The organism is Shewanella sp. SR1 (genome assembly GCF_020447145.1).
Classification (GTDB): domain Bacteria; phylum Pseudomonadota; class Gammaproteobacteria; order Enterobacterales; family Shewanellaceae; genus Shewanella; species Shewanella baltica.
The window spans coordinates 292174-316987 of sequence record NZ_JAJAEF010000002.1 but is presented as its reverse complement, the minus strand read 5'-3'; the positions used below and the strand labels follow the sequence as shown (position 1 = coordinate 316987).

The window sequence follows — 24814 nt, the reverse complement described above, 5'->3', positions numbered from 1 at the left end:
GCAAATTAGTCTGAGATATTGCGCACATTCGCTTTATTCGTAATCAGCTTGATCACGCAAAAGACCCCGCTAGGAGGATAAATCCTCAGCAGGGTCCATTAACTCATTAAAAAATGGGATTATTTTCTATTTTTTGCCCAAATACCTGCCCAAGCAATCAAAGCGACTAAAATGACTGCGGGAGCAAGATCTAACAAGTGATGGAATAAACCGACACCGCCATGCCCTGGATGAGCCCAAGCCATTGAAGGGACAAGCATACATAACAATACAAGCAAAAGTTTCATGTGAACATCCTTGCAGTTGCGATAACAAAGTTAAGCCATTTAAATGCCTTAACCAATATACAACAAGGTACGATATCCGCTAAAAATGAACTTGACTGTGATCAAACTCTCGCCAAATATTCTCTGCGCCCCTGCAAATACGTGAGGTAAATCACCTTAGTTAAACGTCAAAAGGACAAGATGCCTCACATAAAAAGCCGTATCACCGCTGTGCTCACTACTTTTCATCAATCCAACACTGCTGAATCGCTTCCAGTATTTTTTCATTACAGTGCTTGGGATCATCGGCAAAATCATCCAAGGCTAACACCCACTCATACAATTGGGTGAAATGCAGCTGAGTAGGATTCACCTCTGGGTGTGCTTCGAGTAATTCCAACGCAATATCTAACGAATCTATCCAGGTTAATGTCATCGTTTTCCCCTATTCGGTTCGCTTTAATGGGTAAGTTCTTGCTAAACGGCGTTACCCATAAGGAGGTGAATCAAGTGTTGATATTCCGTAGTCAATACTCGACAGCAAGGGCACTAACCCTGTGCTTGCGTCACCTTTTTTACTTTTATCGCATTTTTTTCAACAAAATCAATAATAGCACCCGCCACATCTTTCGTGGTGGCGCCTTCAATCCCTTCAAGACCAGGTGAAGAGTTCACTTCCATGATCACAGGACCGTGGTTTGAGCGTAGCAAGTCAACGCCAGCGACATTGAGCCCCATGGTCTTAGCCGCACGAATGGCGACTGAGCGTTCCTCTGGGGTTAATTTGACTAAACTTGCCGTGCCACCACGGTGCAAGTTAGAGCGGAACTCACCGGGCATAGCTTGACGCTTCATGGCGGCAATCACTTTATCGCCGAGCACAAAGCAGCGAATGTCTGCGCCATTGGCTTCTTTAATATATTCCTGCACCATGATGTTGGCTTTAAGGCCCATAAAGGCTTCAATCACGCTCTCAGCCGCTTTACGGGTCTCGGCTAATACCACGCCAATGCCTTGGGTGCCTTCGAGTAATTTAATCACCAGAGGCGCGCCACCCACCATATCAATCAAGTCGGGGATATCACTCGGTTTATTGGCAAATCCAGCAATGGGCAAGCCAATTCCGCGGCGTGACATCAGCTGCATAGAACGCAATTTGTCACGTGAGCGCGAGATCCCAACAGAATCATTTAAAGCATATACGCCCATCATCTCAAACTGACGCAAAACCGCCGAGCCATAAAAGGTAATCGACGCCCCAATGCGGGGGATCACAGCATCAAATGCGGGTAACTCTCGCCCACCAATGTGGATACTCGATTGCCGCATGTTGATATTCATATAACATTCAAGGGGATTGATTACGTGTACTTCATGACCACGTAATTGAGCCGCTTCAACGAGTCGCTTCGTTGAATATAACTCAGGCCCTTGCGATAAGATCGCTATTCTCATTCTGGTCTCCGGCAACCATTAATTTTGAGCGCATAATACGCCTGCGCAGGGATAAATCAAACAACTAGAGGCATAGACAAGATTAGTTGCACAAATGCTCAACGCCAAAAGCAAAAAACCAGTCACGTGGACTGGTTTTAACAATTATCGCGGCAGCATTAATTGCCTTCGCTAACCATGTTAACCGTGTATTTAGGGATCTCAATCACCATGTCAGTGTCGACCACTTTCGCCTGACAAGATAGACGGCTTTCAGGCTCAAGTCCCCAAGCTTTGTCTAACATATCATCTTCCAGCTCATCACTTGGCTCAAGATCATTAAAGCCTTCACGCACGATACAGTGACACGTCGTGCAAGCACAGGACTTTTCACATGCATGCTCGATATTGATGCCATTACGCAGCGCAACATCAAGAATGGTCTCACCAACATTCGCCTCAAGCACTGCGCCATCTGGGCACAACTCGGCATGGGGAAGAAAGACTAATTGGGGCATTACATCACCTATATGTTGTCGATCGACTGGCCTTTGAATGCCACTCGAATAGAATTGTCCATACGTCTGGCAGCAAAATCTTGGGTTTGCTCATCCAGTTTTTCAATCGCGAGCTTAATCGCATCGGCATCATCGCCCGCGGCAACTTGCGCCACATTGGCCATAATGGCATCGATTTGTCTACGCTCATCGGCATTCAGCAAGTCGCCATCTTTCGCTAACGCGGCATGTAAAGACTCGAGTACCCTCGCCGCCTCCACTTGCTGCTCGGCCAGCATACGACGACCGATATCGTCTTTGGCATACTTCATCGAATCTTTCAGCATAGTGGCAATTTCAGTATCCGATAAACCAAAAGACGGCTTAACTTGAATACTTGACTGCACGCCGGTGGATTTCTCCATCGCGGTCACACTGAGTAAACCATCTGCATCCACTTGGAAAGTCACACGAATGTGCGCAGCGCCTGCGGCTAACGGCGGAATACCTTTTAGCGTAAAACGCGCCAGTGAGCGGCAATCGGCAACGAGCTCACGCTCGCCCTGCACCACATGGAATGCCATGGCCGTTTGACCATCTTTAAAGGTGGTAAATTCCTGTGCTCGCGCAACCGGAATCGTCGTATTACGCGACACCACTTTTTCCACTAAACCGCCCATGGTCTCTATGCCTAATGACAAAGGGATCACATCAAGCAACAACAAATCCGATTCAGGTTTGTTACCCACTAAAATGTCGGCTTGAATGGCTGCACCAATGGCGACAACACGGTCGGGATCGATAGATGTCAGGGGTGGTTTGCCGAAGAAAACTTCGACCTGTTCACGTACTAATGGCACGCGCGTTGAACCGCCAACCATCACAGTTTCAAGCACTTCATCCGTTGTCACGCCCGCATCACGCAGGGTACGGCGACAGCTGGCAATGGTCTTCTTAACCAACGCCGCAATCATGGCATCAAATTCAGCTTTAGTAACGATTTGCGTCAGTTCAGTCCCATCGGCAAGGATCACTTTCGCTTCAGTTTCTACAGCATCCGTTAAGGCTTCTTTAACTCGACGCGATTCAATCAGCAACTGACGGCTTAATTGTGAGTCGATGTCACTAAGCTGCCACACTTGCTGCATATGTGCTTGCAATAAATGGTCGAAATCATCGCCGCCAAGCGCTGAATCCCCCCCCGTAGCAAGCACCTCGAATACACCGCGATTCAAGCGCAAAATAGAAATATCGAAGGTGCCGCCACCTAAGTCATAGATGGCAATCACACCCTCTTGCTTAGAGTCTAAGCCATAGGCAATCGCAGCAGCCGTCGGTTCATTCAACAAACGTAGCACTTTAACACCCAGCAAAGCTGCGGCATCTTTCGTGCCTTGGCGCTGGGCATCGTCAAAATAAGCCGGTACGGTTATCACCACACCTTGCAGCTCGCCGCCTAAGGTTTTTTCAGCACGGGCAATCAGCGGACGTAAAATCTCCGCAGACACTTGCACGGGATTCACTTGGCCTTGGGGAGTCACGAATAAAGGTAAACCGTTTTCGCTTTCGGCAAACTCGTAGGGGAATGATTGCTCGCCAGCTTTGATATCAGCCAGGCTGCGGCCCATAAAACGCTTAACCGAAACGATCGTGTTTTGCGGATCCTGCGCCGAACTCAACGCCGCAAGGGCGCCAACTTCGACTGAATCTTGGGTATAACGCACGATAGAAGGTAATGAATGCTGTCCAAGTTCGTCCGGCAGGGTTGCCGTCTCTCCACTTCGAACAGCCGCCACCAAAGAATTGGTCGTACCTAAATCGATGCCAACGGCAAGTCTATGTTGGTGCGGCGCGGCACTTTGACCGGGCTCAGCTATCTGCAAAAGGGCCATATATATCCAACTTAGTAATGCCAACTCAAGCGTGCTTGAGTCAGCAAAGTAACATAAACACGGAAAATCAATCTAACAGAGCGTCTTCGACTCTGGTTAACTCGTCGTGTAATTTTGCCATAAATTTGAGTTTGCGAACTTGATCCGCCGCTAACAATGCATCTTCAGCCTGCTCACTGGTTAACAGTTGAGTCAATTGCTGAGTGAGTTGCGCGCGGTACTGCGCAAACGATTGATATAACTCTTCAATACTCGCTTGAGGATCGGCGCTATCGCGTATGTCTTCCAACGCTTCGCGCCATTCCATTTGCTGCATCAAGAAGCCAGTATCTTTCACTGTGGTGGTTTCATGGCTTAATTCAATGCCGCGCAGCGACAGCATATGCTCGGCGCGGCGAATGGGATCTTTTAAGGTTTGAAAACCATCATTGACTTGCGCCGTGCGCTGCACCGACAGCAATTTTTGCTGCTCAGTATCATTGGCAAATTTATCGGGATGAACCGCCCGTTGCAGTTCGCGATAGCGTTCTGCAAGTAAGGCGGTATCAATATCGAAGGCAGGGGAAAATTTAAACAGCTCGAAATAATTCATGCGTCAACTTTAGCGGTTAAACAGTGAAACTCTCACCGCAACCACACTCACCTTTTGCGTTAGGATTGTTAAATTGGAAGCCTTCGTTCAGCCCTTCTTTAACAAAATCCAGCTCGATCCCTTGAAGATAGATGAGGCTCTTGGCATCGATGATGATTTTCACATCTTCGATATCAAACACTTCATCGTCATCATTTAAAGAATCAACGAACTCAAGTACATAAGCCATACCAGAACAGCCTGATGTTCTTAAGCCGAGACGCAGGCCTACACCTTTGCCTCGGTTGACTAAGAAAGATCTGACACGATCGGCTGCCGCTGGGGTCATTGTAATCGCCATCTTAACTCCAGATGTTACTTAGCTTGTTTCGATTTGTACTCGTCGATAGCAGCTTTAATGGCATCTTCAGCCAAAATTGAACAGTGGATCTTCACCGGTGGCAATGCCAATTCTTCAGCGATATCTGTGTTCTTAATCGCCGCAGCTTGTTCGATAGTCTTGCCTTTAACCCACTCAGTTACCAGTGAGCTAGACGCAATCGCGCTACCACAACCGTAGGTTTTGAACTTAGCGTCTTGAATGATGCCATCAGCACCAATTTTCAACTGAAGTTTCATCACGTCACCGCAAGCAGGCGCGCCTACCATACCGGTCACGACCGAAGGATCGTTTTTATCAAAAGAACCAACGTTACGTGGGTTCTCATAATGATCTATCACTTTTTCACTGTAAGCCATGGTACTGCTCCAAAATTATCTATTGTAAAGGTCAGAATTAATGATGTGCCCATTGAACTTGGTTCAGGTCGATTCCATCTTTAAACATTTCCCACAAAGGAGACATTTCTCTTAATTTATCAATAGATTGAGTAATTACTTCGATAGCGTGATCAATTTCTTCTTCGGTTGTGAAACGGCCGATAGAGAAACGAATCGAGCTATGTGCCATTTCATCGTTTAAGCCAAGCGCACGTAATACGTAGCTAGGTTCTAGGCTGGCTGAGGTACAAGCCGAACCCGATGAAACCGCTAAATCTTTCAGTGCCATCATTAACGACTCGCCTTCAACATAGTTGAAGCTGACGTTGAGGCTACCGCTAACACGCTCAATCGCATCACCATTGATATAGGTTTCTTCAATGTGCTTGATGCCATTCCATAATTTGTCACGTAATGCACCGATACGAGCGTCATCAGAGGCCATTTCCGCTTTTGCGATTGCAGCAGCTTCACCTAAACCTACGATTTGATGCGTTGGTAACGTACCGCTACGCATACCACGCTCATGACCACCACCGTGCATTTGCGCTTCTAAACGAATGCGTGGCTTACGACGAACATATAGCGCGCCGATACCTTTAGGGCCATACATTTTGTGACCAGAAATCGAGATCAAATCCACTTTAGTGGCTTGCACATCGATAGGCACTTTGCCTGCACTTTGCGCTGCATCCATGTGGAAAATAATGCCCTTTGAACGGCATAGCTCACCGATTGCATCGATATCGTGGATCACACCGATTTCGTTGTTCACGTGCATGATGCTGACAAGGATAGTGTCGTCACGCATTGCCGCTTCTAAACGTTCCATCGGAATGATGCCGTTAGCCGCAGGCTCTAAATAAGTCACTTCGAAACCTTCACGCTCTAATTGGCGACAGGTATCAAGAACGGCTTTATGTTCAGTCTTACTGGTGATGATGTGCTTGCCTTTCTTGTGATAGAAATGAGCAACACCTTTAATCGCTAAGTTGTTCGATTCCGTCGCGCCAGAGGTAAACACAATTTCGCGGTGATCGGCGTTAATTAACTCGGCAATTTGATTGCGAGCAATATCCACCGCTTCTTCAGCTTGCCAGCCGTAGCGATGTGAACGTGAGGCTGGATTACCAAAGATGCCGTCCATTGTCATGCATTGGAACATCTTTTCCGCGACTCTTGGATCAACAGGCGTGGTGGCGGCATAATCTAAATAGATAGGAAGCTTCATAACACACTCCGTACTGAGCAGTCTCTGCCGAGGCTACATACAACGTACAAAAATTATTTTTATCGTATAACAAAGTTCAGTTATAAACTGACTCTTTGTTCCTTTTGCATAGTGTCTTGCTTAAGCGAGATAAATTGCACATCTCGTTTCTGCATCAAGCCAGCAAGACTGATACCATCTAAAAAATCTGAAATTTGTTTGCTTAAATCGCCCCAAAGTGAATGGGTTAAGCAGCGAGTTCCACTCTGACAATTGCCAAGTCCTTGGCAACGAGTCGCATCGACAGACTCGTCTACAGCATGGACAACCATGCCGACTGAAATATCATTGGCTTCTAGGCCTAAGCGATAACCACCGCCCGGTCCACGTACACTGGCAACTAAACCGTGTTTTCTTAGCTTAGCGAAGAGTTGTTCCAGATAGGAAAGCGAAATCCCTTGTCTCTCAGAGATGTCCGCTAAGGGAACTGGTCCCGATGCTGAGTGGATGGCCACATCTAGCATAGCGGTTACTGCATAACGACCTTTTGATGTAAGTTTCATAACTACCATAGCTCCCGAAGAGGTATGCTTTATTTCAACATACCCGAGTAAATCAGTCAAGTATTAAAACCTACTAAAACACTCAAGTATTGAGTGTGCACATAACCAATACCCTTTCATCTTGGTGGGGTATTTAACCTTTTTCCGGCTTAAGATTCAATGCTAGAGCGCCAATTAATCGACATCTAGCACGATATAAACCCTGGATAAAAGTGATCAGTACACTATGGCGCGGTCAAACTAAGGTTTGACCGCTGTATGAGCCCTTATAACAAGATCCGCTAAAGTAGAACCGTTGAAACTAGACTTTTAAGTCACTCAGACCATTACGTTAAAGCTAAATACTCGGATCAAACTCATCGATAGCATTTTGTCGCTTATCGGCGGCGGCTTTCTCTGCATCATTAAACTCGCCCATATCCAGCTCTGGGAGTTTTTCGGTGCAGACATTACCTCCCAGCCCTTGGATGGCTTGACACAACTCTTGAACTTTCGAGTCCATCAGATGCATATGATCCAGCATCTGCCCTATCGCATTGGCAACAGGATCGGGATTATCCGGTGATACTGCGTATGCATCAAAACCGTATTTTTTCGCCATCGCGCTACGGCGTTCAGTTTTCTCTTTCGATTGCGGTGACGGTGATGCCACCACGCGCCCAGGAATGCCCACTACTGTGGTATCTTTTGGCACATCTTTCACCACAACTGAGTTTGAACCGACACGCGCACCGTCGTGCATGGTAATAGGACCGAGGATTTTTGCCCCCGCGCCCACCACCACGTTATTGGCTAACGTCGGGTGACGTTTCCCCGCCTGCCATGTGGTTCCTCCAAGCGTTACACCGTGATAAAGGGTGCAATCATCGCCAATTTCGGCCGTTTCACCAATCACCACCCCCATGCCATGGTCGATAAAAAATCGATGACCTATGGTGGCGCCGGGATGGATTTCTACCCCCGTCAACCAACGGGAAAAAGTCGATAAACAACGTGCCGTTAAGCGCCAATCGCGCTTCCATAGCTTATGGCTTATCCGATGCAACCAAATGGCATGCATGCCCGGATAGTTAACCAAGATCTCAAACGCGCTGCGCGCCGCAGGATCACGGTGATATATAGATTCAATGTCTTCTTTTAGCCTAGCTATCACGCCCATTGTTTATCCCTTTACGGTCATTCTGTATGGTAATTATTGATGATTAGGATTTGGCTATTTGTCTTTAGAACCCGTCACTTTCTCAATAGAGGTCAAAATACCCCTGAGGATATTCATCTCCTGACTCTCAATCCGTGCGCGGCTAAACAAGCGGCGCAGTTTCATCATCACTTGTCCGGGATGATTCTTAATGATAAATCCGGTTGATAGCAGTGTCGTCTCAAGGTGTGCAAAGAAACGTTCCTGATCGGCGGCCAAGGGATACTCAGTCAGCTCTTCTTCGGCCACTTCTTTTTGTGCGAGGTGGGCAACACGGGTTTCATAACAAATAATTTGTACGGCTTGCGCAAGATTGAGCGAGCTGTATTCAGGATTTGCAGGAATCGCCACATGATAAGTGCACTGTTGTAACTCTTCATTGCTCAATCCGTGGTTCTCACGGCCAAACACGATTGCAACGGGGCCTTTAAGTGCCTCGGTCGCTAATCTCACCCCAGCTTCTCTTGGCTCTAACATCGGCCAATCTAAGGTGCGACTGCGCGCGCTGGTTGCAATAACGAGGCTGCAATCGGCAATCGCTTCAGCGAGTGAATCCACTTTCACAAGATGTTTCAGAATATCCGATGCACCCGCGGCTAATGCAATGGAATGCCCATCGGGTTCAACACGCGGTTCTGCAAGGTACAGATTTGACAGACCCATAGTCTTCATCGCTCTGGCAGTGGAACCAATATTGCCGGGGTGCGAAGTCCCCACTAAAACCACTCGAATATTACTTAGCATGAAACAACTTAATTTAATTCATAAAACGTTGGGGACGAATATTATCACAGCCATTGCCGAATGCTTATATGAAAATCGGTATTTGATATAACTATCAAATCGGGTATAATGCCGCCCGCTATTTTAACGTTCTTTAACATCCAGGGGATTGCAATGCATCCGATGCTGACGATTGCTGTACGCGCTGCCCGCGCGGCCGGCCAAAATATTATGCGCGCCTATACCGAACTTGACCGTATTGAAGTCAGTTCAAAAGGTATCAACGATTTTGTTACCAGTGTAGACAAGGAAGCAGAAGCGACAATTACTTACCAAATTCGTAAATCTTACCCTGATCACACTATCGTGGGTGAAGAGAAAGGCGAAAACCGCGGTGAGAATAACGACTACGTTTGGATAGTTGACCCTCTGGATGGCACTAACAACTTTGTTAGAGGCATTCCCCACTTCGCGATTTCTATCGCTCTGCAACATAAAGGTAAAACTGAAGTTGCGGTTGTTTACGATCCTGTCCGTGAAGAACTCTTTACCGCCGTCCGTGGTAAAGGTGCAAAACTCAATGATTTCCGTCTGCGTGTTACCAACGTGAATGAATTAGCTCCTACCATGATTGGTACAGGCTTCCCATTCAAGGCGCGTCAACACACTGAAACTTATATGGCTATTTTCGGCGAAGTTTTCGGCCAATGTGCTGACTTACGTCGCGCAGGTTCTGCCGCATTAGATTTAGCCTATGTTGCTGCGGGTCGTTTAGACGGTTTCTTCGAAATCGGCTTAAAGCCATGGGATATCGCTGCTGGCGATCTTATCTGCCGCGAAGCGGGTGGTACGGTTACCGATTTCACTGGCAACCATAACTATTTGATTTCTGGTAACATCGTTGCAGGTTCACCTAAAGTAACCACAGAATTAGTTAAAATCATGCGTCCATTGTTGAACGAAGCTTTAAAGCGTTAATTGTAGGCGTTAATCTCGAAGCGTTAGTCTCGAAGCGTTAGCCTCGATTAACACTTAGCTTTCCAAAACGCATAGATACAAAACGTTAGACATAAAAAAGGCCAGTGGCAGTCTCTTCTAAGAGCGCTCACTGGCCTTTTTGTTTATGTGGCTTTCATTCTAAATCCTTCAGTACTCGAGCCATCAAGTCCTCACATCCGCAATCGCCAAAACATAGTATTTGAGAAATAGTATAGTGATTGAGAATAAAAGGAGTGTCCTGCAAGCGTGCACTGATTTCAGCACCAATCGGCTAACAGGACGCACAACCACTGATTGCGTTATCTACCCGCTAAGGCTTGCGCTGGCGCAATCTGACTGGCTTTCCAAGCAGGATAGAGTGTGGCGACTAAGCTCATCACAAACGCCATCACAATCACCAACACCGCATCTGAGCCATGTAACTCAGACGGTAAAAAATCGACAAAGTACACATCGGCTGACAGCAGTTGAATACCGAGTAACTGCTCCATAGTACTGGCAATCGCACTTAAATTTAGTGCCACACTCACGCCAATAATCCCACCAAGACCACAGCCAAGCAGACCATTCAAGGCGCCCTGCACCATGAAAATCCCCATCACAGCAAGGCGGCTCAGGCCCATAGTCATCAAAATCGCAATCTCAGAGGCTTTATCCCGCACTGCCATCACTAAGGTGGAAACGATATTAAAGCAAGCGACACCAATCACCAGCACAAGCACTAAGTACATGACTGTGCGAACCAACTGAATGTCTTGATATAAATGCCCTTGGGTACGGGTCCAGTCACTGATATACACCGACTGCTTTTGCGCATAACCAAGTTCACGCACTTTGACGGGTGCATCAAACACTTTATCGACGCTAATACGCACGCCAGTCACGCCGCTCTTCATGTTCAAAATCTGCGCCGCGTACTGCATAGGAATATAAGCCGTGGTCAGCTCAAGCTCGCCGCCAAGATTATAGGTGCCAGACACCACAAAACGATGGCTCTTCGCGGCGCGTAAACTGCCCGCCGCTTCTGGATCCATATCCTGCACATATAAGGCCAGCGTATCGCCAACCTCAAGCCCCAATTTAGTCAACAAACTCTGCCCAAGGACGATGTGATTTTCATCTTGGCCTAGACTCTGCCAGCTGGCATCGCTCATAAATTGCCCCAGTGTCGAGACCTTGATTTCTTCTTTTGGATCGATCCCCACCACGGCTAAGCCTTGAAAACCGCCGGGCTTTTGTACTAAACCTTGCATGCGGATAAAAGGCGCCGCGCCGCGAATACCTTCAATTAACAGCGCCCCCTCGGCAACACTTTGCCAATTCGCGATAGGCTCGCTCACACCGACTATGTCCGCCTGCGGCACGACGCCAAGCAATCTATGTTCTAACTCGCGCTCAAAACCGTTCATCGCCGACAGAACGATGATCAATACCGCCACGCCTAAGGCGATGCCCGCTGTCGATGCGAAGGAAATAAAGCTAATAAAGCTGTTGGATTGGCGGGCGCGATAAAAACGCCAACCAATGGATAAGGCTAACGGTCCTTTCATACTTGGGTTTCCGCCGCTAATTGCAGGAAGCCGTTCTTCATCATCAGCTGACGGTCCATACGGGCAGCCAATTTATGATCATGGGTCACCACCACAAACGCTGTACCCAGTTGTTCGGCCAACTCGCGGATCAACTCATAAACAGCATCGCCACTGTTGGCATCTAAGTTACCCGTAGGTTCATCGGCCAGCACTAACTTTGGTTTATTAATCAAGGCCCTTGCGATAGCCACACGCTGACGTTCGCCGCCCGATAACTCGGCGGGAATGTGCGTCATGCGATGCCCTAACCCGACCCGCTCCAACAAGGCTTTAGCATCGGCGAGCGCCAGCTTACGATCTTTACCTTGAATAAATGCCGGCATAGCGACGTTTTCTAACGCGGTAAATTCAGGCAATAAATGATGGAATTGATAGATAAAACCCAAATCTTGGTTACGGATCTGCGCTTGACGCGCACTGGACACTTGATATAAATCTTCGCCTAACAGCAAGACTTTACCGGCGGTTGGTTCATCTAGCGTGCCCATGATATGCAGCAGCGTACTCTTACCAGAGCCAGAGCTACCGACAATCGCTAACTGTTCGCCCTTAAATACCTGTAGGTCGACATTAGACAACACTTGCGTGGTCACGGCGCCATCATGGTAACTCTTACTGACACTCTGCACTTGCAGTAACACGTCTTGCATTGAATTCTCTCTTAAACAGGCTTTGGCATCGATTTATGTCATCAAATCAATGCATTTAATTATTCGCACCTTGCTAAACCGTCGCTCAATTCAACAGTGGCGACGGTTTACAGCTTATTGGCGCATACCGTTACTCATATCTGAGCGCAGTCGCGGGTTGCACATTGGCGGCGCGCAGTGCGGGATATAAGGTCGCCAGCAGGGTCACCAGTAGCGTACCAATCACGATCACAGACAACTGCATCAACTCCAATTTCACCGGCAAGCTCTGCCCCACACCTAAAATAGAAATCCCTAAGGTGGTCATAATGCCATTCAGATTCAAGGTGATGAGTATCCCAACCGCCAGCCCCAGCACTAAACCGAGCACTGCATTAAGCGACCCTTGCACCACAAAAATGCCCATCACGGCGGGTGTGGTCACGCCTTGGGTTTTGAGTACCGCCACATCTGTGGTTTTATCGACCACCATCATGACCAGCGCCGAGACGATATTGAATGCGGCCACGGCCACAATCAGACTCAACATCAGCGACATCATGTTCTTTTCCATTTTGACCGCGCCAAACAAGTGGCCATAGGTATCACGCCAATCGCTGGTTGTCGCCTTAACACCTTGTTTAGCTAATATATCCTGAACTTTAGGCGCTAAAGCGGGTGCGCTAAAGGGATCGGCTAAATAGAGTCTGAGCTGATCAATAGCCTCACTGGGTTGGCGCATCAGCCGTTTCGCATCTTGATAATGGATATACGCCACGCCCGCATCGACCTGAGAGCCCATTTCAAAAATGCCTGAGACCAAAAACTTACGTTGGCTCGGCACTGGGCCTAAGGGCGAATACACCACACCATCGCCACTCAATAATCGCACCGTATCACCGGGGGCGACTTTAAGTTGCCTTGCCAGCTCAGAGCCCAAAATCACCTTGTAGTCGCCGCTCGTCAGCTGCTCAAATGCACCTGAGTAAGTGTGCTGGGCAACCGAAGATAACTTTTCCGCTAACTCGGGGAACACGCCATAAACCTGTACAGCACGAATACTCGCCGCCGATTGCACCATGGCCTGCGTCGACACGCTCGGCGTCACGCCTAATACGCCAGGTAAGGCTTTAAGCACACTCGCCTGCTCAGTCCAATCGACTAAAGGCGCTTCACTATAAACAGTTAATTGCGGTACTGCGCCTAAGATACGTTGCTTGAGTTGGCCTTCGAGACCATTCATCACAGAACTCACAACAATGAGCGCGGCAACGCCTAAAAAAATGCCCGAAACGGCAAATAGAGTAATGAACGACGCGAACGCGTTCGCTTTTCTGGCCCGCCAATAACGGTAACCAATATAGAAAGGAAATCCTGGATTCATTGAAAGAGGGTTGCGTCCTGTGTGCTGAACTTGCTAAATCATGAAGATGGGCACGATAATAGGGGTATTGGTCCTATAAATAAAGAGGCAAGCCTTGTTCACTGACACCAATCCGTATTTTAGTGTGCCTCACCCTTTTACCGCCTACTTAAGTCTGTGGCCGAGTTCCGAGCCATTACCCTCTGAAATGGCATTAAGATCAATGCAATCATTGGGTATTCAGCTACTCAGCGAAGTGAAAACGCTCGAGGCCAATTGCTTGCTGCAACTGCGCCATTTAGACAACGACGCTAAGGTGGTGGTGGACTTTTTAAAGCTGCAATCCCGCAAAGTGGATTTAGTGCTGCAGCATGTATTAGAGAAAGAAACCCAAGAAGGCGAAAAATGCATTGGCAATCAGTTTGGTGGCAGCAGCCTAAGACTACTCACACCCACAGCCTTGGCCATCGGCTCAAACTATAAAATCACCCTGTTTATTCACGACGAGTTAGTCGCCATTCTTTGTTTTGGCAAAGTAACCGCCTCTACCGCGCAAAAAACGCTATCTACCGAGAGCAGCGCCAATCGAGATACTAATAGCGGTGACACACAAAGCCCCGAGTTCAATACTCAGGCGGAACTTCAGTCTCCTGCCACGCAATGGCAAACCGACTTTGAGTTCAGTCAAATTCTCGAAGCTGACGTGGAGCAATTAGTCAAAGCCAGCCTCAATGTGCAGCAGAAACAACTCAAGTTACGTAAACTCGCCAGAGACGAGCGTCAATAGCCACTGACTTTTCACTGGCACCTGCGCCATCAAGTCTCTACAATGTCTGCAACTCTTTGTGAATGAATCAGTTTATCGCACGCCAATGACTCACATATCAGCCCTAACGCCGCCAGCCGTCAAAAATGGCAATCAAATTCAGACTCTGTCCACTGTGGGCGGCGTTTGCCAAGCCGTTACACTCGCCAGTTTAGCGCGTCAACATAAGGGGACGACCTTAGTTGTCACCAGTGATACGCCAAGCGCCTTAAGCTTAGAGCTAGAGCTGAGTTATTTGCTCAGTAAAACAGGCATTAAGGTCAGATTATTCCCTGACCGCGAAACCTTGCCCTACGACAGTTTTTCGCCCCATCAGGATTTGATCTCCCAGCGACTCGAAACCCTGTCGCAACTGTCTCAGATTGAACAAAATATCGTTATCGTGCCCGTCACGACCTTAATGATGCGCCTGCCACCTAAGGCCTATTTAAGCGCCAACGTGTTTGTGCTGAAAAAAGGCGATAGCTACAAATTGCACGATGTACGCCAGCATTTAACCGACACTGGCTACCATTCAGTTGAGCAAGTGTATGAACACGGCGAGTTTGCCATTCGCGGCTCGATTCTGGATATCTTCCCCACTGGGATGAGTATGCCGCTGCGCATCGAGCTATTCGATGAAGAAGTGGAGACCATCCGCCATTTTGATCCCGAAACCCAACGTTCACTACAACCTGTAGATTCGATTCGCCTATTACCCGCGAAGGAATTCCCGACCGACAGCTCAGCCATCGAAGGGTTTAGACAAAGATACCGTCGCCGTTTTGAGGTCATAGTTAAAGAGCCGGAATCGGTTTATCAGCTGGTGAGCCGCAACTTGATGCCGGCGGGGATTGAAAACTACCTGCCGCTGTTTTTTGATGACACTGCCACCCTATTCGATTACTTGCCCAAGGACACTCAGTTAGTCACTTTAGGGGATATCGAAAAGTCGGCGCGCGCGCATCTGCAAGAAGTCGAACATCGCTATCAAGACAGGCGCGTCGATCCACTGCGGCCGCTACTGGCGCCTAAAGAGCTGTATTTACTCATTGAAGAGTTATTTGCCGCCTTTAAACCGCTGCCACGTTATCAAATGCAAGTGTCAACTGATGGCACTGAAACAACGAAAGCGGTTGTTATTGCCGCCAGCACCCTGCCCGACATCAGCGCCAACCATAAATTAAAACAACCACTGCTAGCGCTGCAAGATTATGCCAGCAGCGCCAAACGCATGTTGTTTAGCGCTGAGTCCGAGGGTCGCCGCGAAGCGCTACTTGAATTGCTCGCTAAAATTCAGTTAAAACCTGCGCTGTTTAACCATTTTGATGAATTTATTCAAAGTGATGCCAAGTTAGGGCTCATCGTGTCGCCACTGTCACGTGGTTGTTTGCTGCAGATCAGCGCCAAAGATGGCATCAGTATCATTTGTGAAACTGAGCTCTTCGGCCATCGAATTTCCCAGCAACGTCGCCGTGAAAAACAGCGTCAGATCAGTAACGATGCCCTGATTAAAAACTTAGCCGAGCTCAAAGTCGGTCAACCCATAGTGCATTTAGAGCACGGCGTTGCACTTTACAGGGGCTTAGTCACCTTAGATACGGGTGGACTGATCGCTGAATACCTGCAACTGGAATACGCCGGCGGTGATAAACTGTATGTGCCAGTGTCTTCATTGCACCTTATCAGCCGCTACAGTGTTGGCGCCGACGAAGACGCCCACTTAAATAAACTCGGCAACGAGACTTGGGCTAAAGCCAAGAAAAAAGCCATTGAAAAAATCCGCGATGTTGCGGCCGAGCTGCTCGATGTCTATGCCCGTCGCCAATCTCGTCCCGGCGAAAGCTGCGAGATTGACGAAGAGGAATACGCCCTATTCGCTCGCGGTTTCCCCTTCGAGGAAACCGTCGATCAAGAAAGCGCCATTATCGCCGTGTTAGCCGATATGCAATCGCCGACCGCAATGGACAGATTAGTCTGTGGCGATGTGGGCTTTGGTAAAACCGAAGTCGCCATGCGCGCCGCCTTTGTGGCCGTCAACGCCGGTAAGCAAGTGGTCGTGCTGGTTCCGACTACATTGCTTGCCCAGCAACACTATGAAAACTTTAAAGACAGATTTGCCGACTGGCCCGTGGTCACCGAAGTGATGTCACGTTTTCGTACCGCCAAAGAACAGACTCAAGTGCTGCAGCAACTGGAAGAAGGCAAAGTCGATATTGTTATCGGGACTCACAAGTTACTGCAATCTGAGGCCAAGTTTGAAAACTTAGGCCTGCTGATCATCGACGAAGAACACAGATTTGGTGTGCGTCAGAAAGAGAAAATCAAGGCACTGCGTGCCAACGTGGATATCTTAACTCTGACCGCAACGCCGATTCCGCGTACCTTAAACATGGCCATGTCGGGCATGCGCGATTTATCGATTATCGCCACCCCGCCCGCCAAACGTTTAGCGGTGAAAACCTTTGTGCGAGAATCCGATCCTGCAACCGTGCGCGAGGCCATTTTGCGGGAAATTCTCCGTGGCGGCCAAGTGTATTACCTGCACAATAATGTTGAAAGTATTGAGAAATGTGCCCAAGGCATTATCGATTTACTGCCAGAAGCGCGGGTAGTCGTCGCCCACGGTCAAATGCGTGAGCGCGATCTTGAGCGGGTGATGTCTGACTTTTATCACCAAAGATTCAACGTGCTAGTTTGTACTACTATTATCGAAACTGGTATCGACGTCCCGAGTGCCAACACCATTATTATTGAGCGCGCCGATACCTTTGGTCTGGCGCAGTTACACCAATTACGCGGCCGCGTCGGACGCTCGCACCATCAGGCTTATGCCTATTTGATGACGCCGCATCCTAAACGTATGACTCCCGATGCGCGTAAGCGTTTAGAAGCCATTGATGCCCTTGAAGATCTCGGTGCAGGCTTTATGCTGGCGACCCAAGATTTAGAGATCCGCGGTGCAGGTGAACTCTTAGGTGATGAGCAGAGCGGCCATATTTCGAAAATTGGTTTTAGCTTATACATGGAAATGCTCGAAGCGGCAGTCAAAGCTTTAAAACAAGGCAAAGAGCCATCGCTGGCGCAAATGCTGAATCAACAATGTGAAATTGAACTGCGTATCCCCGCCCTACTGCCTGAGGCCTATGTGAGCGACGTGAATATTCGTCTATCCCTCTATAAACGCATCGCAGGTTGCGAAACCGAAGCGGCGCTGGATGAGTTAAAAGTCGAATTGATCGACCGTTTTGGCCTATTGCCCGAACCGACGCGTAACTTAATGGAAATGACCCTCTATAAACATGAGGCGACTCGCTTAGGGGCGACTAAAATAGAAGTGCACAGTAAAGGTGGCAGCATCGAATTTAGTCATGATCACGTCATCGATCCTATGTTTATTATTGGATTACTCCAAAGCCAGCCACAAATCTATCGAATGGAAGGACCGAATAAGTTAAAGTTCAGCCTTGCGGCCGAAACCTGTAAAGACAGGCTCGCTTTGGTCAAACTCTTGCTCGAACAACTATCTCAACATCAATCGCAACATCGTCTTGGAGATAAATAGTGTTACGTAAACTCGCGGTCTCTATCGCTACCCTCATTGCACTATCGCACAGTCAGGTCGTCCAAGCTGAAGCTTGGTTCGAAGTTGAAGTCTATGTATTTGAACGCCAAAGTCAGTCAACTGAACAATGGCCAGATACACCGATCAAGACAAAAACCGATAAAGCGATAGACTTGATCTCTCCAGCGGTTGCACAAGTCGTTACCCCAATGGCGAGTGAGTCGGCGCCTTGTACGCTAATATTTGATGCCGATGCCAATAGCCACTGCGCTGAAAGCTTAAACGGTGAGCCAACGTCTGAGCCTGTAGCCGCCGCGCCAACCAGTGTCGAATATCGCTATCCGCCAGTGATCCCATCAGAAATCAGCAGCGCAACGACCAGCTATGCTAGCGCCAATGGTGGCCCAGTGTTATTAGCGCGCAGCCAAAGCCAATTCGCGAGCATTATCAATAGTATCTCCCGTGAACGCGGCACGCGCAGTTTACTGCACATGGCGTGGCAACAACCGATGCGCGGCAAAAGTGGTTCTGTGCCTATTCGTTTATTTGCGGGTAAAGATTACTCGGATACCTATCATTTTGATGGCAGAAAAATTGTTACGCCAACTCAAACTGAACCTATGATCAATGCCGATGGCACGCCTATGCTTGCATCTGTGGTCTCACCGGTTTGGGAATTAGATGGCACGTTAAATATCTACTTGAGCCACTATTTGTATATTGAAACTGCACTGAATATGCGAAAAGAAGGCAGGAAGCTATTACCAGCAATGCCAAGCGATGCCGCCGATACCAGCGCAACACTCACGGCGCCTAAAGTCATGACACCGTTTTTAATGTCAGTGCCTTTGGAGCAAAACCGCCGGGTGAAGAGTGAAGAAATCCATTATTTAGATCACCCCGAAATGGGCATGGTGATCCAAATTCGTAAGATGGCACAACCTAGTGCACAGCAAAAAAGTCAGAATGCCGAATCGATACAAACGGTTGGGCAATACTGAGTCAGCAAGTAAACAACAAAAGACTTGAGTCGTACTCTAAAATGAATGACTTAGACTGTACTGCTGTTTGAGACTGCACTTTTAGCTTAAGACTGTGCAGCTGTTTAAGACTGTACTATGGAGAAGTCGAGGTAGATATCATCGGCTTCGTCTTCTCCCACAGTGACCGTTAATCCCTCGGTACAAGGCACGCCCACTTCGCACCAAGCAATCAAGTTATTCACCGCAATATCACTGCCTTGAGCTAATACTTCGACACTGCCATCACGGCAATTGGTGACATAGCCTGTCACGCCCAAGGCTCTGGCCTTAGTCAAGGTCGCATGCCGACAACCCACACCTTGCACTTTACCCGTTAAACTTATCAATACACGCTTCATCTCACGCCCCTTTTGCATTGCACACAAGCCTGTTATTGGATTAAGCATAGCCGCAATTATCCGAAGGCTAAGTGTTAACCTATGGATCTATAGAGCAAAAAACAAACGATATTTTATTTTAGGCAAAAAAAACAGCTAACAAGACTGCAGTTAGCTGTGTCGGGCGACATACGCAAAGGGATATCCAATAAATGGACAAATACAACAGCAACTCTGTAGCATTTTGTTACAAAATAGCAAGACTGGCTACTTTACACAATAAATAATTATTTTCAAGAGTTTGAAAAGTAAAACTATCCCTCCCCAGCGAATATAATGCTTTTAGCTGAAAATCGGCTCCTACCTCTGCCTACATTGTTCATTTAAAAAAACACCCCTGTGAAAATCGCAGAAACATGAGGGCGCGTTGACGTTCAACGCTGAGATTGTGCTTGTTCTGGCCCGCTCACAATTGCGAATTGGGGGTTTGGGAAGTAATGGGGTTAGAAGTGAGGGTTGTAGAATTAAAGTGTCGCTATGCCACGCTAATAACGGGTACTGTGTATGGCGAAGCGTTACAGCAAGATAAGCAAAAATATGCCAGCTACACATTCAAAAGACAAAAGTAAAAAACCGGCATAGTCTGCCGGTTTCTGTTTTATTGCGCGATAAGTTGATTACGCGATAACCTGCTACTCGCTGATCATCTGACCATTTTGATAGCGATACTCGGATGAGGGTTCGCCATTAAAGTAATACACCGACCTGCCGTGCAGTTGATTATCAAGATACTCATCACTTTGTAGCAGGCTGCCATCTTCGTTAAAACTGTAACCTTTACCCTGCAATTGACCTTTATCATCATACTGCGTCTGCCCTAATAAATGGCTATTGGCGGAAAAGGCTTGCCAGTGACCCACTTCGTGTCCTGCTTTATAGTGACCATGCCAAAGCTTAACCATGCTGTAGCTGCTTTCATCTTGCAGCAGCCATTGGCCTTCACGCAGACCGTTAACATACTGACCTTGGGCTTGCAGCTGTTTATCAAAACCACGCAGTAAATACGCGCCATGTAACTTAGCGTTTTTATAAAACTCTCGGCGCATTATCGTGCCATCGGCTGCGATTTCTGTTTGTTCGCCACTCAGCTGACCTTGTTGGTTAAACTGCTCATTGCGCGTCGTGTCACGGGTTTGCGTGACCCACTTGCCGACCTTTAAACCTAAGTGGTATTGGCCGCTGACAAAACTGCCGTCCTCTACATTATCTTCCCGATAGGTACCGTGCATTTGACCTTTGCTATAGCTCGCACGTTGGACAGCGCCATTCCAGCCAATCCCGATATACAAGCCATCGTATTGCCCCTTGAGTTGTTCATCGCGTTCAATCAATTCACCTGCAGAGTCGAAGCGCTGACGTAAACTCCAGTTTTTTGCAGTATCACGCTGATATTGATGGGTTAACTTTCCTGTGGCATCGAAGCGCTGTTCAGTGCTAATCCGGCCTTTGGCAAGATATTGAGTATCGGTTTGGGTGGCGACATTACCAGCATCATCATAGGTAATATTCTGTATTTCGTGGCCATCATTATCGTACTCTTGCTGCATGGCTAACAGCCCTGGCCCTTTAAAACGCTGCTGGTTTCCTACCTGCTTGCCATGCTGATAATGTTTGATCTCTTGCAGAATATCTGCGGCCTGATAAATCAACACTTCTCCGTGCATTTTTCCATTCAGGTAAAACTCTTTGGTGTATAACCAGCCCTCTTTGGCCCAATACAGTCGTTCACCTTGGTATTTTCCCGCCACCATATTCACGCTTTGCTCTGGCTTACCATTGTCATAGAAGCTTTCATATCGCCCTTCCATACCGTTCGCACCATAGTTTGCGCGCGATGCCAGCAGGCCGTTGGCATGATAACTTTGCGATAAGCCTAATTCAGCCCCATTCACGCGATGCTCATGGCGCTGCAGTTGGCCATTTTGATAATAGCTTTTCTGCTCGCCGTTCAGCTGGCCATTCTGGTAGTGGTACTCTCCCGAGAGCGCTCCGTCTTCCCAATAATGCAGATGCGTGCCCTGATAATGTCCTTGCGCATCGCTGCTGCCCTTGCGAGACAATTGACCGTCGGGGTAGAAAAACTCGAAATCGCCAACGATAAAACTCTCGACTAAATTGGGATTGTTGACACTGCCCTTAAAAACCGGTTTATCCGTTTCTAAATAAAATAGCTGCACTGGCCACTCGCCATTTTGTTCTGTCGGCGCTTGCTCCAGATAATAAATGGCTTCGCCCGGCACATCGCTAAGCCGCCATTCTTGGTCGAGTAAAATTCGCTCAGCCGACAAATTAAACGACATAAGTAGCGCAGATAATAGTAATAAGACTCGCATATTCTGCTCCTTAAGGTAACGCTGGGAATGCATTAACCCACTGTTTATTCACCGGTTCGCCTCTTATCGTCAGCTGTTCTATCTGTGCCGCGCGCCCCGCCAGCACAAACCAGCGTTGCTCACGTAATACTTGCTGCAACGGACGTTGATAAAAATCAGTACTGTCACCTTGCATAGCAGGCGCAAGGAGTAAATTCTGTGCATTTAGAAAACGATAGCGCCGCATAAATTCGGCCACGGTTTGAGTGGTATCCAAATCTGGCAGCTGACTGACATCAATCAACCAACTTTGCTCGGGATGATATGCGAGTGCTTGCCATTGAGGCGTACCAGTACAGGCCAAGGTGCTGCTGACATTGATGTCGTAAAAATTGCGGCGGATCCCATCGGCGCTACTCAGTTGGTACAGCACAAACTTATCCAGCCCAGCACCAAAACCCGTGTTGTTGCTTGCGCTGGTGTTTGTCCATTGCAGTGTGTGCCCGTTGACCTTAGGGGCATCGACCACACTAAGGGTGCACACCGCTGCCTGCTCAGACGTTAACAGCATACTGACGCCGTATTTGGCGACGATTTGCGGCTCAAGTAAGGCGGGATCGACGGTTGTGCTAGGTTGCGGCTGATTATCATAGGACGCATACATATCATCGCTATAAAGCAGTTGCTGCTGCGCCGGCGGATAAGCCATATTTTGCGCGTAATATAGAGTTGGAATAAAACGAATATTCTTAGTCAGTTCGCCGCTGTCAGTCGCAGTATTCACATAGAGTGTCAGTGTCGACGGCGCGGCGGCAAAGGTAAACTGTGTAATCGTTTCATATTGCGCCGATGAAGTCAGCGCCAGCATATTTTGCTCTGCTGGGGTTAACCAATCCGGTCCAGTGGCTGGCGGTGGCAGATAGTGCACCATAGCGCCTTCGGCACCGTCATAGCGCCGGTACAACCAAGTTTTGTCAGCGCCGCCTCGCGATTTCAGTAAATAACTGAATGGCTTGTCGGTGATTGGCGAGAGTTCCAGCTGTAAATCTTCATACTGCAAGCTCACAGTTTTGCTGGGATCAGGTGTCAAGTTAAGTTTGACCAGTTTCGCACCATGATAATGGGCAGTCGCGCGAAACTCAGCAACCTGAGCTAAGAGGTCATTTGGTGCATTCCAGCCAATAAGCAGATTTTGCTGCACAGATTGATGGAAACCATCCTGTTCTGGATAACTGTAACTGCCCACCTTGCTTAGTTGTAGTGGCAGCACAGTGCCATCCGCGCTGTATGCAGTGATATCGGTTAAGCTAAATCCGCCTTCGGGTTTAAAACCTGAAAAGTCATGATGATAGGTTAGATTTAATAGATCATCTTGCTGGTAAAAGTAACCCGCATCATAGGCAAACACAGCATCAATGCCTAAGGTCTTATTGATGTCATCTAGCACAAAGTCAGGCTGTTTTTGATACTCAAAGGCTGGGAAATCATAATCAAAACCTAAACGCTGTGTTAAATCACCCAACTGGCGCTGCTGCGGCAACATAATAACGTTGCTGCGCACTGTCCCCTTATAGCCGTAGCGCTCAAACGGCGCTTCTGCCACTAAAGCTAACTGCGCTAACCAACCCCGCTCACGTTCTAACATCAACTGACCGTATATTTTGGCTTGCTCACCATCACTTTCAACTTTGACTAACACATGCGTATCAGTGACTTGCAATACAGTAAGTTTGGCATTGGCGTGGCCTTGATAGGTAGGAAGCGCGACGACCGCCCCCGCTTTGGCGGGTATGGTGCTAAGGAAGGCCGATGAGCTAAAGAGTTTTTTCAGTTCCTGCTCAAGCTCTGCGCCGCGTTCAGCCAGCAGCGCCTGCCATACCGGTTTGTTCAATGCACTGAATTCTTTAACGCTGCCATCGTCTAGATTTAACGTAAATTCAAATCCCTGCGAGAAAATAGCGTGCATTTCGGGATTACGATCGGCCCGCTGGCCACTACTGACGCCGCTCCCTTGACCATCGCGCATGTTCATATAATCGACATGCACTTGAAACCGACTGTTTTTGCCTGTTTCGAGGACCTTATAACGCAGCAATTGATGTGAGCTGGTGTTAACCGTTTCGGTACGCTGACCATTGTCTACAGTGATGTTGGTGGTGCTATACAACTGATACGAGCGCTCTTCCCCTTTCTCAGGTGTGAACTCAACATCAGCATCCCCAAAAGAACAGGCCGATAATAAACAGCATGCAACTACGCTAACCAAGTACTTCATGGTTATTCCTTGTATCTCAAATAGTAAGCGCCGCATTATGCCCTTTCACGCCCAGTAAATAAAATGCTTTGCTGTTTATGCCAGTTCAGCGCAACAGGAAAACCTCTTTTGCAGTGATGCCTAAAGTTAGTTTTATTTCCAGTTGTGCGGTATTCATTGTCATTGGTTCCCCAGTGACTCGCCGTAAACTCATCCCTGATGGGTTCTGCTAAAATATCCATGTTTTAGTAGGTCACTAGTCCTACAATGCCCATCGTAACTCACCCTTTCGCAATTCGTTTAGCTGAACAGCTTTTGCTCCAAAGCAAGATAACGTTGTCGTCAGTTGTGTTGTTTTTATTGTCATTGTTTCCCCTGTGACTCGCCATAAACTCGTCCCTGAGGGCTCGACGGCGGCATCCATGCCGCCAACGGTCACAGTTGCAACAATGCCAATCTTAACTAAGTCCTTAATTCACAAATCAGCCCTAAACAGCTTTGCCCCCCAAGCGTGACAGAAGAAGTTGATGAACAAACTACTACCTAATTACACTACACGAGTGGCCGAAACTAGAGCGTTATACCGTAGTATTCCAATTGCTTGGTTTTGAACGTTTTCAAGTCAATATTTATGCGCCTCATTTCAAAAAACTAAATATGAAAGCACTTAAAATCAAATACTTAAATGTTAGCTTTTTAAGATGAAAAGTTCGTAAAATACACATACACGTTTTCCTGATG

At 47.8% G+C, this 24814-nt stretch carries 22 protein-coding genes; 4 read left to right on the top strand and 18 right to left on the bottom strand.

Annotation, left to right across the window (positions count from 1 at the left end):
• Positions 1-119 precede the first annotated feature (119 nt).
• The 12 genes from KV201_RS03245 to trmJ all read right to left on the bottom strand — a co-directional run bounded on the left by KV201_RS03245 (position 120) and on the right by trmJ (position 9155).
• Positions 120-287 (bottom strand): hypothetical protein, encoded by a 168-nt coding sequence (locus KV201_RS03245; protein ID WP_006081849.1) that lies wholly within the window; start codon positions 285-287, stop codon positions 120-122.
• Between the two features lie 217 nt (positions 288-504).
• Complete coding sequence (gene iscX, locus KV201_RS03240) at positions 505-702, bottom strand: Fe-S cluster assembly protein IscX (RefSeq protein WP_006081850.1); 198 nt, start codon at positions 700-702, stop codon at positions 505-507.
• Between the two features lie 113 nt (positions 703-815).
• On the bottom strand, positions 816-1721 hold the full coding sequence (gene rimK, locus KV201_RS03235; RefSeq protein ID WP_226058486.1) for a 30S ribosomal protein S6--L-glutamate ligase: 906 nt from the start codon (positions 1719-1721) through the stop codon (positions 816-818).
• Between the two features lie 158 nt (positions 1722-1879).
• A complete protein-coding gene (gene fdx / locus KV201_RS03230) occupies positions 1880-2218 on the bottom strand; it encodes an ISC system 2Fe-2S type ferredoxin (RefSeq protein ID WP_006081852.1) in 339 nt (112 codons plus the stop codon).
• Between the two features lie 8 nt (positions 2219-2226).
• The gene (gene hscA / locus KV201_RS03225; RefSeq protein WP_226058485.1) at positions 2227-4089 is read right to left on the bottom strand and encodes a Fe-S protein assembly chaperone HscA; all 1863 of its coding nucleotides are present in this window, start codon (positions 4087-4089) and stop codon (positions 2227-2229) included.
• A gap of 67 nt (positions 4090-4156) precedes the next feature.
• Positions 4157-4681, bottom strand: coding sequence for a co-chaperone HscB (gene hscB, locus KV201_RS03220; protein ID WP_226058484.1), 525 nt, complete (start codon positions 4679-4681; stop codon positions 4157-4159).
• A gap of 16 nt (positions 4682-4697) precedes the next feature.
• On the bottom strand, positions 4698-5021 hold the full coding sequence (gene iscA / locus KV201_RS03215; protein ID WP_006081855.1) for an iron-sulfur cluster assembly protein IscA: 324 nt from the start codon (positions 5019-5021) through the stop codon (positions 4698-4700).
• Between the two features lie 14 nt (positions 5022-5035).
• Complete coding sequence (gene iscU / locus KV201_RS03210) at positions 5036-5419, bottom strand: Fe-S cluster assembly scaffold IscU (RefSeq protein ID WP_006081856.1); 384 nt, start codon at positions 5417-5419, stop codon at positions 5036-5038.
• A gap of 37 nt (positions 5420-5456) precedes the next feature.
• Entirely contained in the window at positions 5457-6671 is a 1215-nt protein-coding gene (locus KV201_RS03205) for an IscS subfamily cysteine desulfurase (protein ID WP_006081857.1), read from the bottom strand.
• 80 nt (positions 6672-6751) lie between these two features.
• The gene (gene iscR / locus KV201_RS03200) at positions 6752-7213 is read right to left on the bottom strand and encodes a Fe-S cluster assembly transcriptional regulator IscR (RefSeq protein ID WP_006081858.1); all 462 of its coding nucleotides are present in this window, start codon (positions 7211-7213) and stop codon (positions 6752-6754) included.
• 337 nt (positions 7214-7550) lie between these two features.
• Positions 7551-8372, bottom strand: a complete 822-nt coding sequence (cysE, locus tag KV201_RS03195; RefSeq protein ID WP_006081859.1) for a serine O-acetyltransferase — start codon at positions 8370-8372, stop codon at positions 7551-7553.
• Between the two features lie 54 nt (positions 8373-8426).
• On the bottom strand, positions 8427-9155 hold the full coding sequence (gene trmJ, locus KV201_RS03190; protein WP_006081860.1) for a tRNA (cytosine(32)/uridine(32)-2'-O)-methyltransferase TrmJ: 729 nt from the start codon (positions 9153-9155) through the stop codon (positions 8427-8429).
• A gap of 153 nt (positions 9156-9308) precedes the next feature.
• On the opposite strand from trmJ, the gene suhB reads away from it, so the two are divergent.
• Positions 9309-10112, top strand: a complete 804-nt coding sequence (suhB, locus tag KV201_RS03185; protein WP_006081861.1) for an inositol-1-monophosphatase — start codon at positions 9309-9311, stop codon at positions 10110-10112.
• Positions 10113-10432: 320 nt separating this feature from the next.
• Here suhB and lolE read toward each other — a convergent pair whose 3' ends face one another.
• The 3 genes from lolE to KV201_RS03170 form a co-directional block, all read right to left on the bottom strand.
• Positions 10433-11683, bottom strand: coding sequence for a lipoprotein-releasing ABC transporter permease subunit LolE (gene lolE, locus KV201_RS03180; protein ID WP_226058483.1), 1251 nt, complete (start codon positions 11681-11683; stop codon positions 10433-10435).
• On the bottom strand, positions 11680-12375 hold the full coding sequence (lolD, locus tag KV201_RS03175) for a lipoprotein-releasing ABC transporter ATP-binding protein LolD (RefSeq protein WP_006081863.1): 696 nt from the start codon (positions 12373-12375) through the stop codon (positions 11680-11682). The genes lolE and lolD overlap by 4 nt, the downstream gene beginning before the upstream one ends.
• Positions 12376-12505: 130 nt before the next feature.
• The gene (locus tag KV201_RS03170; protein WP_226058482.1) at positions 12506-13738 is read right to left on the bottom strand and encodes a lipoprotein-releasing ABC transporter permease subunit; all 1233 of its coding nucleotides are present in this window, start codon (positions 13736-13738) and stop codon (positions 12506-12508) included.
• Between the two features lie 94 nt (positions 13739-13832).
• On the opposite strand from KV201_RS03170, the gene KV201_RS03165 reads away from it, so the two are divergent.
• From KV201_RS03165 to KV201_RS03155, 3 genes are all read left to right on the top strand, one after another.
• Positions 13833-14504 carry a hypothetical protein gene (locus tag KV201_RS03165; protein WP_226058481.1) on the top strand — a complete coding sequence of 224 codons (672 nt, stop codon included), beginning with the start codon at positions 13833-13835 and terminating at the stop codon, positions 14502-14504.
• An 85-nt stretch (positions 14505-14589) separates the two neighbouring features.
• Positions 14590-18087, top strand: coding sequence for a transcription-repair coupling factor (gene mfd, locus KV201_RS03160; protein ID WP_226058480.1), 3498 nt, complete (start codon positions 14590-14592; stop codon positions 18085-18087).
• Positions 18087-19088, top strand: a complete 1002-nt coding sequence (locus KV201_RS03155) for a peptidoglycan binding protein CsiV (protein WP_226058479.1) — start codon at positions 18087-18089, stop codon at positions 19086-19088. The genes mfd and KV201_RS03155 overlap by 1 nt, the downstream gene beginning before the upstream one ends.
• Before the next feature lie 104 nt (positions 19089-19192).
• Here the strand turns inward: KV201_RS03155 and KV201_RS03150 are convergent, their stop codons facing one another.
• The 3 genes from KV201_RS03150 to KV201_RS03140 form a co-directional block, all read right to left on the bottom strand.
• Complete coding sequence (locus tag KV201_RS03150; RefSeq protein WP_011846955.1) at positions 19193-19468, bottom strand: acylphosphatase; 276 nt, start codon at positions 19466-19468, stop codon at positions 19193-19195.
• A 671-nt stretch (positions 19469-20139) separates the two neighbouring features.
• Positions 20140-21840, bottom strand: coding sequence for a toxin-antitoxin system YwqK family antitoxin (locus KV201_RS03145; protein ID WP_226058478.1), 1701 nt, complete (start codon positions 21838-21840; stop codon positions 20140-20142).
• 10 nt (positions 21841-21850) lie between these two features.
• Positions 21851-24094: a hypothetical protein gene (locus KV201_RS03140; RefSeq protein ID WP_226058477.1), complete on the bottom strand. Its 2244-nt coding sequence runs from the start codon at positions 24092-24094 to the stop codon at positions 21851-21853.
• Positions 24095-24814 lie beyond the last annotated feature (720 nt).

What these genes read in the sequence shown, in the direction of transcription:
- KV201_RS03245 (WP_006081849.1), bottom strand. Translation starts at nt 287, where the DNA reads ATGAAACTTTTGCTTGTATTGTTATGTATGCTTGTCCCTTCAATGGCT.
- iscX (WP_006081850.1), bottom strand. Translation starts at nt 702, where the DNA reads ATGACATTAACCTGGATAGATTCGTTAGATATTGCGTTGGAATTACTC.
- rimK (WP_226058486.1), bottom strand. Translation starts at nt 1,721, where the DNA reads ATGAGAATAGCGATCTTATCGCAAGGGCCTGAGTTATATTCAACGAAG.
- fdx (WP_006081852.1), bottom strand. Translation starts at nt 2,218, where the DNA reads ATGCCCCAATTAGTCTTTCTTCCCCATGCCGAGTTGTGCCCAGATGGC.
- hscA (WP_226058485.1), bottom strand. Translation starts at nt 4,089, where the DNA reads ATGGCCCTTTTGCAGATAGCTGAGCCCGGTCAAAGTGCCGCGCCGCAC.
- hscB (WP_226058484.1), bottom strand. Translation starts at nt 4,681, where the DNA reads ATGAATTATTTCGAGCTGTTTAAATTTTCCCCTGCCTTCGATATTGAT.
- iscA (WP_006081855.1), bottom strand. Translation starts at nt 5,021, where the DNA reads ATGGCGATTACAATGACCCCAGCGGCAGCCGATCGTGTCAGATCTTTC.
- iscU (WP_006081856.1), bottom strand. Translation starts at nt 5,419, where the DNA reads ATGGCTTACAGTGAAAAAGTGATAGATCATTATGAGAACCCACGTAAC.
- KV201_RS03205 (WP_006081857.1), bottom strand. Translation starts at nt 6,671, where the DNA reads ATGAAGCTTCCTATCTATTTAGATTATGCCGCCACCACGCCTGTTGAT.
- iscR (WP_006081858.1), bottom strand. Translation starts at nt 7,213, where the DNA reads ATGAAACTTACATCAAAAGGTCGTTATGCAGTAACCGCTATGCTAGAT.
- cysE (WP_006081859.1), bottom strand. Translation starts at nt 8,372, where the DNA reads ATGGGCGTGATAGCTAGGCTAAAAGAAGACATTGAATCTATATATCAC.
- trmJ (WP_006081860.1), bottom strand. Translation starts at nt 9,155, where the DNA reads ATGCTAAGTAATATTCGAGTGGTTTTAGTGGGGACTTCGCACCCCGGC.
- suhB (WP_006081861.1), top strand. Translation starts at nt 9,309, where the DNA reads ATGCATCCGATGCTGACGATTGCTGTACGCGCTGCCCGCGCGGCCGGC.
- lolE (WP_226058483.1), bottom strand. Translation starts at nt 11,683, where the DNA reads ATGAAAGGACCGTTAGCCTTATCCATTGGTTGGCGTTTTTATCGCGCC.
- lolD (WP_006081863.1), bottom strand. Translation starts at nt 12,375, where the DNA reads ATGCAAGACGTGTTACTGCAAGTGCAGAGTGTCAGTAAGAGTTACCAT.
- KV201_RS03170 (WP_226058482.1), bottom strand. Translation starts at nt 13,738, where the DNA reads ATGAATCCAGGATTTCCTTTCTATATTGGTTACCGTTATTGGCGGGCC.
- mfd (WP_226058480.1), top strand. Translation starts at nt 14,590, where the DNA reads ATGACTCACATATCAGCCCTAACGCCGCCAGCCGTCAAAAATGGCAAT.
- KV201_RS03150 (WP_011846955.1), bottom strand. Translation starts at nt 19,468, where the DNA reads ATGAAGCGTGTATTGATAAGTTTAACGGGTAAAGTGCAAGGTGTGGGT.
- KV201_RS03145 (WP_226058478.1), bottom strand. Translation starts at nt 21,840, where the DNA reads ATGCGAGTCTTATTACTATTATCTGCGCTACTTATGTCGTTTAATTTG.
- KV201_RS03140 (WP_226058477.1), bottom strand. Translation starts at nt 24,094, where the DNA reads ATGAAGTACTTGGTTAGCGTAGTTGCATGCTGTTTATTATCGGCCTGT.